Genomic DNA, 14706 nt, shown 5'->3' on the forward strand with positions numbered 1-14706 from the left:
CGCGCCCGATCCGCCTCCTCGATCGACGCCGCCATACCAGCGGTGTCCCACATACCCCAGGCGAGGCTGACCGCCGGCAACCCCAACTGCCGCCGATACACCGCCAACCCGTCCAGGAACGCATTACCCGCCGCATACGCCGACTGACCCGGCGAACCGAGCACACCCGCCACCGACGAGAACACCACGAACAAATCCAGATCCAGCGACGCCGTCGCCTCGTGCAACAACCAACCCGCCGACACCTTCGGCGCCAACACCCCCGCCAGACGCTCCTCGGTGACCCGCTCGATCACCCCGTCGTCCAACACACCCGCGGTATGCACCACACCCGCCAGGCGGCCCCCGGCGGAGACCTCGGCCACCAGCGCACCGACCTGATCCCGGTCCGTCACGTCGCAGGCGACGACCCGCACCGACGCACCCAACGCCGACAACCGCTCCGACAACTCACCCGCGCCCGCAGCCTCCAGACCACGCCGCGACACGAGCACCAGCGACCGCACCCCGTGCACCGACACCAGATGCTCCGCCACCAACGCACCGAGCGCACCCGTACCACCGGTCACCAGCACCGAGCCGTCACCCACCACGGCGGCGTCCGCCGACGCCGGAGCGACCGCCCGCACCAGACGCGGCACGAACACCTCGCCGGAACGCACCGCGACCTGACCACCGTGAGCCACCGGCTCGTCCGCCACCGCCACCAGCACAGCCAACGTCCCGGCATCCACATCGCCGTCGACGTCCGCCAGGACGATCCGACCCGGATGCTCCGACTGCGCCGACCGCAACAGACCCCACACCGCCGCAGCAGCCAGATCGGACACCCGATCCTCGCCACCGGTCGAGACCGCGCCCCTCGTCACCACCACGAGCCGCGAATGCGCCAGCGCGTCCGCCGCCAGCCAGGACTGCACCGTCGCCAGCACAGCCGTGGTCGTCGCACGTACCCCTTCCGGCACGGCGACCTGTGACGGGTCGAGCGTCAGCAGCAGCCCCTTCGGCGCGACCGCCTGACCGGCGTCGACGGCCGCGACGAGCGCCTCGACGTCGCCGAATGCCGGCAGGTCGGCGATAGTCGGCGAGCCCAGCAGCGCCCATCCGGAGGCGTCCCCGGCCGGGGCGACCTCCTGGGTCTGCCAGGTGAGTTCGAACAGCGAGCGGGCCGCCGCGCTGGCCGCGGCCACGCCGGTCAGTTCGCGCAGGGCCAGGGAGTCCACCGACACCACGGCCGCACCCGACTCGTCGCACGCCACCAACCGCACCGCCGAGCCCGCACGCGACAACCGCACCCGCAGCACCCGCGCACCCGAGGCGTACACCTGCACACCCTCGAACGCGAACGGCACCCGAGGCCCACCCGAGCCGTCCGAACCGGGCAGCAACCCGATCGGGTGCAGAGCGGCGTCCAGCAACGCCGGGTGCACGCCGAACCGGGCGGCCTCCGCCGCCGCCTCGTCGGGCAGGAGCACCTCGGCGTACACGTCGTCGGCGGCGGTCCACACCCGACGCAGGCCCTGGAACACCGGCCCGTACGACAGGCCGCGCTCGGCCAGCGCCGGGTACCAACCGGTGACGTCCACCTCGACGCCGTCGACCGGCGGCCACTCCCCCACACCCGGTTCGTCGGCCGACGCCGGCTCCAGCACACCCTCCGCGTGCTGGACCCACTCGGCCTCCGGGTCACCCTCGGACTGCGAGTGCACCGCCACGACCCGCGTGCCGGCCTCGTCGGCCGCGCCGACGCGTACCTGCACCCGCACCGCGCCCGCCGACGGCAGCACCAGCGGCGCGGCGACGGTCAACTCCCGCACCCGCGACGCACCCACCTCGTCGCCCGCCCGCACCGCCAACTCCACCAGGGCGGCACCGGGCACGATCACCACGCCGGAGACGACGTGGTCGGCGAGCCACGCGTGGGTGGCGAGGGAGAGCCGGCCGGTCAGCACGACCATGTCGGCGCCGGCGACGGTGACCGCCGCGCCGAGCAGCGGGTGCCCGGCGACGCCCAGGCCCGCGCCGGACACGTCGGCGGTACGCGCCTGCCCCGCGCCGAGCCAGTACCGCTGGTGCTGGAAGGCGTACGTGGGCAGGTCGACCCGGCGCGCGCCGCTGTCGGTGAACCACTGCGTCCAGGTCACCGGTACGCCGTGCACGTGCAGCTCGGCGAGCGCGTGCAGCAGCGCCTGCGGGGCGGGACGGTCCCGGCGCTGGACGGCCACCGCGGGCGCGTCGTCGGCGAGCAGGTCGGCGTTCAGCGCGGTCAGGACGCTCTGCGGCCCGATCTCCAGGAACGTGTCGACGCCCGCCTCGCGCAGGGCGGTGATCCCGTCGGCGTACCGCACGGCCTCGCGGACGTGGCGTACCCAGTAGTCGGCGTGGGTGATCTCGTCGGCGTCGGCGAGCGCCCCGGTCACGTTCGACACGACCGGCAGCAGCGGCGCCCGGAACGCCAGCCCCGACAGGACCGCGCGGAACTCGTCGAGCATCGGCTCCATGAGCGGGCTGTGGAACGCGTGGCTGACGGTGAGCCGGCGCGTGCGTACGCCCCGGTCCCGCCAGACCCGCTCCACCTCGTCCAAGGCCTCTAGGGCACCGGAGACGACCACGGCCGCCGGCCCGTTGACGGCCGCGATGCCGAGGCGGTCCGTCAGGCCGACGAGAGACTCCGCCACCGCGGCCTCGTCGGCGGCGACGGCCAGCATCCCGCCGCCCGCCGGCAGCGCCTGCATCAGTCGACCCCGCGCCGCGACGAGCGCGCACGCGTCCGGCAGGGACAGCACCCCGGCGACGTGCGCGGCCGTCACCTCGCCGATCGAGTGACCGGCGACGACGTCGGGCACGATCCCGAACGACTCCACGAGACGGAACAGGGCCACCTCGACCGCGAACAGGCCCGCCTGGGTGAAGACAGTCTGGTCCAGCAACTCCGCCTCGGCGGAGCCCTCGGGCGCGAACAGCACCTCCCGCAGCGGACGCGGCAGCAGCGGGTCGAGCTGCGCGCACACCTCGCCCAGCGCGGCGGCGAACGCCGGGAACAGGGTCGACAGCTCCCGACCCATGCCCACGCGCTGCGCGCCCTGACCGGAGAAGAGCACGGCCAGCTGCGTACGCGTGCCGGCGCCGGTGGCCACGGCGGCGGCCGGCTCACCGGCGGCGAGGGCGCGGAGCCCGGCCAGCAGTTCGTCCCGGTCCGTCGCGGCGACCACCGCGCGGTGCTCCAGTACGGCCCGGTCGACGGCCGACGACCAGCCGACGTCGAGGGGGCGCAGCTCCTCGTCGCCGGCGATCCAGCGGGCCCAGCGGTCCGCCTGCGCCGCGACGGCGGCCTCGGACCGGGCCGACAGCAGCACCGGGACCGGCCCGGCAGCGGGTTCGTCGGCGCGGGTCGGGTCCGCCTCGGCGGGCGGCTGCTCGATGATCACGTGGGCGTTGGTGCCGCTGACGCCGAACGACGAGATCGCGGCGCGCCGGGGCCGGCCCGCCACGGTCCAGTCGCGCGCCTCGGTGAGCAGGGAGACCGCCCCGGCACTCCACTCGATGTGCGGGGACGGCTCGTCGACGTGCAGCGTCGACGGCAGTACGCCGTGCCGCATCGCCATGATCATCTTGATGATGCCGGCGGCCCCGGCGGCGGCCTGGGTGTGCCCGATGTTCGACTTGATCGAGCCGAGCCACAGCGGCCGGTCGGCGGGGCGGTCCTGCCCGTACGTGGCCAGCAGCGCCTGCGCCTCGATCGGGTCGCCCAGCGTCGTGCCGGTGCCGTGCGCCTCGACGGCGTCCACGTCGGCCGGGGTCAGCCGCGCGTTGGCCAGTGCCTGGCGGATGACCCGCTGCTGCGACGGGCCGTTCGGGGCGGTCAGGCCGTTCGACGCGCCGTCCTGGTTGACGGCAGTGCCGCGTACGACCGCCAGCACGCGGTGCCCGTTGCGCTGCGCGTCCGACAGCCGCTCCACCAGGAGCACACCCACGCCCTCGGACCAACCCGTGCCGTCGGCCGACGCCGCGAACGACTTGCAGCGGCCGTCCTGCGACAGACCACGCTGGCGCGAGAACTCGATGAACGTCCCCGGCGTCGCCATCACCGTCACACCACCGGCCAACGCCAGATCACACTCGCCACCGCGCAGCGCCTGCACGGCCAGGTGCAGCGCCACCAGCGACGACGAGCACGCCGTGTCGACGGTGACCGCCGGGCCCTCCAGGCCGAACGTGTACGCCACCCGACCCGACAGCACACTGCCGGAGGTGCCGGTGCCGAGGTAGCCACCGACGCCTTCGGGCAGGTCCTGCACGCCGGAGGCGTAGTCGTGGTACATCAGCCCGGCGAAGACGCCGGTCCGGCTGCCGCGCAGCCGCGACGGGTCGAGACCGGCCGACTCGAACGTCTCCCACGACGCCTCCAGCAGCAGCCGCTGCTGCGGGTCCATGGCGATCGCCTCGCGCGGCGAGATGCCGAAGAAGTCCGGGTCGAACTCGGCGGCCCCGTACAGGAAACCGCCGTGGCGGGTGTACGACGTCCCGGGGTTGTCCGGGTCGGGGTGGAAGAGCCGGTCGAGGTCCCAGCCCCGGTCGGTGGGGAACTCGCCGATGCCGTCGGCGCCGGCGGCGACCAGGTCCCACAGCTGCTGCGGGTTCGTCACGCCGCCCGGGTAGCGGCAGGCCATGCCCACGATGGCGATCGGCTCGTCGACGTTGGTCGCCCGCACGGCGTGCTGCTGCTCGGCGACCTGCCCGGACAGCTGCTCGTACAGGTGCTCGGACAGGGCGCCGGGGGTCGGGTAGTCGAAGACGAGCGTCGACGTGAGCCGCAGCCCCGTCGCGCTGTTGATCCGGTTGCGCAGCTCGACGGCGGTCAGCGAGTCGAAGCCCAGCTCCCGGAACGCCCGGTCCGCCGGCACCGCCTCCGCGCCGCCGTGGCCGAGGACCTGCGCGATCATCCCGCGCACCAGCAGGGCCACCTGCGTACGCGCCTCCTGCGGGTCGAGTCCGGCCAGCCGGTCGGCCCAGGTTCCGCTGCCGGAGCGGCGACGCTTCGCGACCGTTCCCACCAGGGTCCGCAGCATCACCGGCACCCGGCCGGCGGCGCTCTGCGCCCGCATGGCGGGCAGGTCGACCACGGCCGGCACCAGCGCCGCGCCGCCGTGGGTCAGGGCGGCGTCCCAGAGCCCGAGCCCGACGGGGGCCGTCATCGGGACCAGACCGGCCCGGGTCACCCGGGCCCGGTCGGCGTCGTTGATCGACGCGGCCATGCCGTCGGTGTCCCACATGCCCCACGCGAGGCTGACGGCGGGCAGTCCGCGCTGCGCCCGCAGCAGGGCGAGGGCGTCCAGGAAGGCGTTGCCGGCCGCGTACGCGGCCTGGCCGGGAGAGCCGAGCACCCCGGCGACGGAGGAGAAGAGCGCGAAGAGGTCGAGGTCCAGCTCGGCGGTCGCCTCGTGCAGCCACCAGCCCGCCGTGACCTTCGGGGCCAGCACGTCCGCCAACCGCTCGGCGGTGATCCCGCTGACCACGCCGTCGTCCAGGACTCCGGCGGTGTGGACCACCCCGGCCAGGCGGTCCTCGGCGGTGATGGACCGGACCAGCTCGCCGACGCGCTCGCGGTCGGTCACGTCGGTGGCGACCACCCGGGCGGTCGCACCCAGCGCGGCCAGCCGCTCCACCAGTGCGTCGGCGCCGGGGGCCGCCGGCCCCTGCCGGGACACCAGCACCAGCGAACGCACGCCGTACGCGGTGACGAGGTGCTCGGACACCAGGGCGCCCAGCGATCCGGTGCCCCCGGTGACGAGGACGGTTCCCCGCCCGAGGGTCGCCGGGGGGCGCGCGGCGCCGGCGGCGCGGACCAGCCGCGGCAGGTACGCCGTGCCCGCCCGCACCGCGAGCTGCCCGCCGAGAGCGGGGTCGTCGGCGGCTGCGGCGAGCAGGGCCAGCAGGTCGGCGTCCAGGTCGACGCCGGACTCCAGGTCGGCCAGCACGATCCGGCCGGGGTGCTCCGACTGGGCCGAGCGCAGCAGGCCCCAGACCGCCGCCCCCGCCAGGTCGGTGACGCGGTCGTCCGTGCCGGCGGCCACCGCGCCACGGGTCACGACGACCAGCCGCGAGTCCGCCAGGGGGTCGGCCGCCAGCCACGCCTGCACCGTGCCGAGGACCTCGGCCGTGACCGACCGGACCGCGTCGGGCACGTCCGCCCCGGAGACCGCCGGGGTGACGGGCAGCAGCAGGGCCGCGGGGGCGGTGCCGTCCGACACCGCCGTGGTCACCGCCGCGACATCGGTGTACGCCGGAAGCTGCGGGACGCCGTCGAGCGGACGCCCACCGAGCACGGCCCAGCCGTACGCCCCGTCGGGCGCGGCGATCTGCTCGGGCTGCCAGGAGACCTCGAACAGGGAGCGGTGCGCCTCGTCCGGGGCGGCCGCCAGACCGGTCATCTCGCGCAGCGTCAGCGAGTCCACCGACACCACGGGGACACCCGTCTCGTCGACGGCGGCCAGCCGCACGGAGTTGCCGGAGGCGGTGAGGCGGACGCGGAGCGTCCGGGCCCCGACGGCGTGGACCTGCACCCCCTCGAACGCGAACGGCACCCGGGCCCCGCCGCCCGCCTCGTCGGCGGGCAGCAGCCCGACGGGGTGCAGAGCGGCGTCCAGCAGCGCCGGGTGCACCCCGAAGCCCGCCGGGTCCCCGCCCACCTCGTCGGGGAGGGCGACCTCGGCGAACACCTCGCCCTCGGCGGTCCACGCCCGCCGCAGGCCCTGGAAGACCGGCCCGTACGCGAGCCCGTGCTCGGCCACCGTCGGGTACCAACCGGTGACGTCCACCTCGGACGCGCCGGGCGGCGGCCACGCGCCCAGGGTGGGCTCGTCGGCCGTGGGGGCGCCGACAAGGCCGTCGGCGTGGCGGGTCCAGCCCGACTCCGGGTCGTCCTCGGGCTGGGAGTGCACGGTCACCGACCGGCTGCCGGCCCCGTCGACGGGACCGACCCGGACCTGCACCCGTACGCCGCCGCCGGTGGCGGGCAGCACGAGCGGGGCGAGCACGGTCAGCTCACGGACCCGGGAGGCCCCGACCTCGTCGCCCGCCCGGACCACGAGGTCCACCAGCGCGGTGCCCGGCACCACCACGGCGCCGGAGACGACGTGGTCGGCGAGCCACTGGTGGGTCGACACCGACAGCCGGCCGGTCAGGACCACCATGTCCTCGCCGGCGACCGACACCGCCGCCCCGAGCAGCGGGTGCCGGGCCACGCCGAGACCCGCCCCCGAGACGTCGGCGGACTGGCCTGCCGGCGGCAGCCAGTACCGCTCCCGGTGGAAGGCGTACGTGGGCAGGTCCACCCGCCGCGCACCCGTCTCGGCGAACCACCGCCGCCAGGACACGGGAACCCCGTGCACGTGCAACTCGGCCAGGGCGTGCAGCAACGCCTGCGCCTCCGGGCGGTCCCGACGCTGCACGGCGACAGCCAGCACAGCGTCGTCGTCGGGCAGCACGTCGGCGGCCATCGCGGTCAGGACGCTCTGCGGCCCGACCTCCAGGAACGTGTCCACACCGGCGCTCCGCAGCGCGGTCACCCCGTCGGCGAAGCGTACGGCCTCCCGCACGTGCCGCACCCAGTACTCCGGGGTGCGGATCTCGTCGCCGGCCAGGGCACCGGTCACGTTCGACACGACCGGCAGCAGCGGCGCGGCAAAGGTAAGGCCGTCCAGGACCGCCCGGAACTCGGCCAGCATCGGCTCCATCAACGGACTGTGGAACGCGTGGCTCACCGTCAACCGGCGCGTGCGCGCGCCCCGATCCCGCCAGACCCGCTCCACCTCGTCGAGCGCGTCGACCGCACCCGACACCACCACTGCGGTGGGTCCGTTGACCGCCGCGATACCCACCCGGTCGCCCAGGCCCGCGATCGACTCCACCACTGCGGCCTCATCGGCCGCCACGGCCAACATCCCGCCGCCCGTGGGCAGGGCCTGCATCAAACGACCCCGCGCGGCCACAAGAGCGCACGCGTCGGCCAGCGACAGCACCCCGGCGACGTGCGCGGCCGTCACCTCACCGATCGAGTGGCCGGCGAGCATGTCGGGAACGATCCCGAACGACTCCACGAGACGGAACAGCGCCACCTCGACCGCGAACAGGCCCGCCTGGGTGAAGACAGTCTGGTCCAGCAACTCCGCCTCAGCGGAACCCGCCTCAGCGAACAACACCTCCCGCAACGGACGCGGCAGCAACGAATCCAGCTGCCCACACACCTCGTCCAACGCCGCCGCGAACACCGGGAACCCGGCGTACAACTCCCGACCCATGCCCGCACGCTGCGCACCCTGACCCGAGAAGAGCAGAGCGAGCTGGCCTCGCTGCCCGCCCGGGCCGGTGACCGTGCCGACCGAGGGCTCGCCCGCCGACACGGCTTCGAGGCCCGCCAACAGCTCTTCCCGGCTCGCGCCGGACACGACCGCCCGGTGCTCCAGCACGGAGCGTGACGCCACCGACGACCACGCCACGTCGAGCGGACGCGGGGTCTCCGTACCGCTGAGCCACTGCGCCCAACGTCCGGCCTGCGCCGACAGTCCCGACGCGTCCCGGGCCGAGAGCAGCACCGGCAGCACCGACGGCGTCCGGGACGGCTCGTCACCGGCGTCCGGCTCGTCACCGGCGGTGGGCGCGGGCGGCTGTTCCAGGATCAGGTGGACGTTCGTACCGCTGATGCCGAACGACGACACGGCGGCCCGGCGCGGCCGGTCCACCGCCGGCCAGGGGCGCGCCTCGGCCAGCAGGGACACCGCGCCGGCGGTCCAGTCCACGTGGGGGGTCGGCTCGTCGAGGTGCAGGGTGGACGGGAGCAGGCCGTGCCGCATCGCCTGCACCATCTTGATCATGCCGGCGACGCCGGCGGCGGCCTGGCTGTGGCCGATGTTCGACTTGATCGAGCCGAGCAGCAGCGGCCGGTCGGCGGGGCGGCCCTGGCCGTAGGTGGCCAGCAGCGCCTGCGCCTCGATCGGGTCGCCGAGCGTCGTGCCCGTGCCGTGCGCCTCGACGGCGTCCACGTCGGCCGTGGTCAGCCGGGCGTTCGCGAGGGCCTGCCGGATCACCCGCTGCTGCGCCGGCCCGTTGGGGGCGGTCAGGCCGTTGGAGGCGCCGTCCTGGTTGACGGCGCTGCCGGCGATGACGGCGAGCACCTGGCGGCCCTGCCGCCGGGCGTCGGAGAGCCGCTGGACCAGCAGCACGCCGACGCCCTCCGACCAGCCGGTGCCGTCGGCGTCGGCGGCGAAGGACTTGCAGCGCCCGTCCGGGGCGAGGCCGCCCTGGCGGGAGAACTCGACGAAGGCACCCGGGGTCACCATGACGGTGACGCCGCCGGCGAGCGCCATGTCGCACTCGCCGCCGCGCAGCGCCTGGGCGGCCAGGTGCACCGCCACCAGCGACGACGAGCAGGCGGTGTCGACCGTCACCGCCGGGCCCTCCAGCCCGAAGGTGTACGACACCCGGCCGGAGATGACGCTGTGCGCGCCGCCGGTGAGCTGGTAGCCCGCCAGCTCGGCCGGGGTGTCGGTGGTGCCGTAGCCCGACGGGGAGGCGCCGACGAAGACGCCGGTACGGCTGCCGCGCAGCTCGTCCGGGTCGATGCCGGCCTGCTCCATGGCCTCCCAGGACGCCTCCAGCAGCAGGCGCTGCTGCGGGTCCATGGCGACCGCCTCGCGCGGCGAGATGCCGAAGAAACCGGGGTCGAAGGTGGTGGCGCCGTCGACGAAGCCGCCCTCGCGGGTGTGCGAGACGGGTTGCCCGTCGGCGTCGACGGCCAGCAGCCGTCCCATGTCCCAGTGCCGGTCGTCGGGGAAGCCACTGATCCCGTCGCGCCCGGTGGCGACCAGGTCCCACAGGTCGTCCGGGTTGGCCACGCCGCCCGGATACCGGCAGCTCATGCCGACGATGACGATCGGGTCGTCGTCGACCGGCCCGGCGGGGCCCCAGGCGGTGACGGTCTCGACCTCGTGCAGGCGCAGCGTCGCCGACAGGTGGTCGGCGAGGGCCGCCGGGTTCGGGTAGTCGAAGACCAGGGTGGTGGGCAGGGTGAGGCCGGTGGCGGCGCCGAGCCGGTTGCGCAGCTCGACGGCGGTCAGCGAGTCGAAGCCGAGTTCCTTGAACGCCCGGTTGGCCTTGACCAGGTCCGTGCCGGAGTGCCCGAGCACGGCGGCGGTGTGCGTGCGTACGAGGTCGGTCAGGTAGCGGTCCTGCTCGGCACGGGGCAGCGTCAGCAGGTGCTGCCGCAGCCCGCCACCGGCGGTGTCCTCCGGTTCCGCGTCGACCACGCGCAGGGCGTCGCGCGCCTCGGCGATGTCGTCGAGCAGGGGGCGGGCGCGGGCGGCGGCGAACGCGGGGGTGAACAGGGACCAGTCGACGTCCGCCACGGTCACCGACGGCGCGGCCCGGCCGACGGCGCTGCGCAGCGCGTACACGGCCTGGGCCGGGGACATCGGGCTGAGGCCGCGGCGGGCCAGCAGTTCCTGCCCCTCGCCGCTGGCCATGCCGCCCTCGGCCCAGGGTCCCCAGGCCACGGCGGTGGCGGCCAGGCCGCGGGCGCGGCGCCGCTCGGCGAGAGCGTCGAGGAAGGCGTTGCCGGCGGCGTACGCGGCCTGTCCGCCGCTGCCCCAGATGCCGGCGATGGAGGAGAACAGCACGAACGCGTCGAGCGGCCGGTCGCCCAGCAGCTCGTCCAGGTGCACGGCACCGGCGATCTTGCCGTCCAGCACCCCGGCCAGCCCGGCGAGGTCGGTGTCGACCAGCATGTTCAGCTGGCCCACCCCGGCGGCGTGCACCACCGCCGTCAGCGGCGCCGGGTCGGCGTCGACGTCGCGCAGCAGCGCCTCGACGCGGGCGCGGTCGGCCATGTCGGCGGCGACCAGGGTCACCCGGGCGCCGAGCCCGGTCAGCTCGTCGCGCAGCTCGGTCGCCCCGGGGGCGTGCTCGCCCCGGCGGCTGGTCAGCACGAGGTGCTCCGCCCCGTTGGCCGCCGCCCAGCGGGCCACGTGGGCGCCGAGCGCCCCGGTGCCGCCGGTGATGAGGACGGTGCCCGAGGGCTGCCAGCGGTCGACGGTGCCCACGGTCGCCGGCGTGGCGCGCACCAGTCGCCGTACGAAGACACCGGAGGGCCGTACGGCGACCTGGTCCTCGGGGCCGCCGCCGGTCAGGACGCCCACCAGGTGGTCCCAGTCGCCGCGCTCGGGCCCGTCCGGCAGGTCGACCAGGCCGCCCCAGAGCTGCGGGTGCTCCAGCCCGGCGACCCGGGCCAGGCCCCACAGCCCGCCCTGGGCGACGCTGCGCACCGGGTCGGTGTCCCCGGTGCCGACCGCGCCCCGCGTGACCATCCACAGTGGCGCCGCGACGTCGGCGGCGTGCAGGGCCTGCACCAGCGTCATCGTGGCGGCCGTGCCGAGCGGCACCGCCGGCTGGGCGGGGTGCGGCCGGTCCAGCAGTCCCAGCAGGGACACGATCCCGCTGAACGGGGCGTCCCCGACGGCCTCGGCCACCCGCGACGTCATGTCCGCGCGCTCGGCGAGCGGGTCGACCGCCAGCCGGGACACCTCGCCGCCGGCGGCGGTCAGCGCCCCCGCGAGCGCCTCGGCCCATTCCGTGGTGGGGGCGTCGTCGGCGGGTGCCACGAGCAGCCAATGGCCCGACGGGGTGACGGCTGCGGGGGCGGCGGTCCGCTTCCACACCACCCGGTACGACCAGCCGTCGACGACCGCGTCCCGCAGTCGCGCCTTGCGCCAGGACGACAGGACCGGCAGGGCCGGGGCCAGCACGTCCAGGGCCGCGCCGTCGGCGCCGAACTGCGCCGCGAGGGCCGCCACGTCGGAGCGTTCCACCGCCGACCAGAACTCGACGTCCACCACGTCGGGGCTGACCGGGCCGGTGACCGAGACCGGCAACTGCTCGGGCCAGTAGCGCTGCCGCTGGAACGCGTACGTGGGAAGGGCGACCGGGGTCGCTCCGGCGTCGGCGTAGAGGGCCGGCCAGTCGACGGGTGATCCGTTGACGTGCAGCTCGGACAGGGCGGCGAGCAGGGCCCGCGCCTCGGGGCGGTCGGCGCGCAGGACGGGCACGGCGATGACAGGGGTGTCCTCGTCGGCGTCCGCCGGCTGCTGCCCGCTCAGCACGTCCCGGGTCATCGCGGTCAGTACGCTGCGCGGGCCGATCTCCAGGAACGCGTCCACGCCGGCGGCGCGCAGCGCGGTGACCCCGTCGGCGAAGCGGACGGCCTCCCGGACGTGGCGCACCCAGTAGTCGGCCGTGCGGATCTCGTCGGCGTCGGCGAGCGCGCCGGTCACGTTCGACACGACGGGCAGCGACGGCGCGGCGAAGGTCAGCCCGTCGAGGACGGTGCGGAACTCGGCGAGCATCGGTTCCATCAGCGGGCTGTGGAAGGCGTGGCTGACCGTGAGCCGGCGGGTGCGCGTACCCCGTTCCCGCCAGAGCCGCTCCACCTCGTCCAGGGCCTCGACGGTGCCGGAGACGACCACGGAGGTGGGCCCGTTGACGGCCGCGATTCCCACGTCGGCCAGGCCGTCGAGCGTGGCGAGGACGTCGGCCTCGGCCGCCGCGACGGCGAGCATCCCGCCGCCGGCCGGCAGCGCCTGCATCAGCCGGCCCCGCGCCGCCACCAGTGCCGCCGCGTCGGCCAGGGACAGCACCCCGGCCACGTGCGCGGCGGTGACCTCGCCGATCGAGTGGCCGCCCACGAAGTCCGGCGCCACGCCGTACGACTCGACGAGCCGGAACAGCGCCACCTCGACGGCGAAGAGGCCGGCCTGGGTGAACGCGGTCTGGTCCAGCAGCTCCGCCTCGGCGGAGCCCTCGGGGGCGAACAGCACCTCCTTCAGCGGGCGCGGCAACAGCGGGTCGAGCTGCGCGCACACCTCGTCGAGGGCGGCGGCGAAGACCGGGAACTCGGCGTACGACTCCCGACCCATGCCGGCACGCTGCGCGCCCTGACCGGAGAAGAGCACCGCGAGCGGGCCCCGGTCGGCCGCCTGCCCGGCGACGACCGCGCCGGACGGCTGCCCGGCGGCGAGGGCACGCAGCCCGGTCAGCAGCTCCTCGCGGCCGGTGGCGGTGAGCACCGCGCGGTGCTCCAGCGGGGAGCGCGACACGACCGACGACCAGCCGACGTCCACGGTGCGGAGGGCCTCGTCGTCCTCCAGCCACCGGGCCCAGCGGCCCGCCTGCGCGGTCAGCGCGGCCTCCGATCGGGCGGAGAGCAGCACGGGCACCGCCGGCAGGGCCACGGTGGGGGCCGGTGCGGCGTCGGCGGCGTCGGGGGCCGGCGGCTCCTCGATGATGGTGTGCGCGTTCGTGCCGGAGATGCCGAACGACGACACCGCCGCGCGGCGGGGACGGTCGGTCGCCGGCCACGGCGTCGCCTCGGTCACCAGCGACACCTCGCCGGCCGACCAGTCCACCTTGGGCGTCGGCTCGTCCACGTGCAGGGTGGACGGGACGAGCCCGTGCCGCATCGCCATCACCATCTTGATCACGCCGGCCACGCCCGCGGCGGACTGACTGTGACCGATGTTCGACTTGATCGAGCCGAGCAGCAGCGGCCGGTCGGCGGGGCGGTCCCGCCCGTACGTGGCGAGCAGGGCCTGCGCCTCGATCGGGTCGCCGAGGACGGTGCCGGTGCCGTGCGCCTCGACCGCGTCCACGTCGGCCGTGGTCAGCCGGGCGTTCGCGAGGGCCTGCCGGATCACCCGCTGCTGGGCGGGGCCGTTGGGGGCGGTCAGGCCGTTGGAGGCGCCGTCCTGGTTGACGGCGCTGCCCCGGATCACGGCGAGGATCGGGTGGCCCTTGCGCTGCGCGTCGGACAGCCGCTCCACGAGCAGGATGCCGACGCCCTCCGACCAGCCCGTGCCGTCGGCGGCGGCGGCGAACGACTTGCACCGGCCGTCGGGGGCGAGCCCCCGCTGCCGGGAGAAGCCCACGAACGGGCCGGGGGTGGCCATGACGCACACGCCGCCCGCCAGGGCCAGGTCGAAGTCGCCCTGCCGCAGCGCCTGGCACGCCAGGTGCAGGGCGACCAGCGACGACGAGCAGGCGGTGTCGACCGTGACCGCCGGGCCCTCCAGGCCGAGGGCGTACGCGATGCGCCCGGAGACGACGCTGGTGGCCGTACCGGTCAGCAGGTAACCCTCGTCGGCCCCCTCGGCCTCGCTCTGCGGGCCCATGCCGTAGCCGTTCGCGGCGGTGCCGACGAAGACGCCGACCTTCTGCCCGCGCATGGAGGCGGGCGCGATCCCGGCGTGCTCGAACGCCTCCCACGACGTCTCCAGCAGCAGCCGCTGCTGCGGGTCCATCGCCACGGCCTCACGCGGCGAGATGCCGAAGAACTCGGCGTCGAAGTCGGCCGCGTCGTAGAGGAAGCCGCCCTCGCGGGTGGTGGAGCGGCCGGCCCGGTCGGCGTCCGGGTCGTACAGGTTGTCCAGGTCCCAGCCCCGGTCCGTCGGGAAGCCGCCGATCGCGTCGCCGCCGGAGGCCACCAGGTCCCAGAGCTGCTCGGGGCTGGCGACGCCGCCCGGGTAGCGGCAGGACATCGCGACGATCGCGATCGGCTCCCGGGCGGCGGCGGTCAACTGCTGGTTGAGCTGGCGGAGGCGGCCCGTCTCCTTGAGCGACGCGCGAAGCGCCTCGACGACCTTGTCTGCGGACGTAGACATC

Annotated in this window: 1 protein-coding gene; it reads right to left on the bottom strand. The window is 75.5% G+C overall.

From position 1 onward, the window contains the following. Positions 1–14705, bottom strand: a 14705-nt coding sequence (locus ACGFIG_RS30325; protein WP_393008737.1) for a type I polyketide synthase, incomplete at its 3' end; no start/stop codon positions are given. Position 14706 lies beyond the last annotated feature (1 nt).

The sequence above is a fragment of the Micromonospora sp. NPDC049048 genome, assembly GCF_043197615.1.
Classification (GTDB): Bacteria; Actinomycetota; Actinomycetes; order Mycobacteriales; family Micromonosporaceae; genus Micromonospora.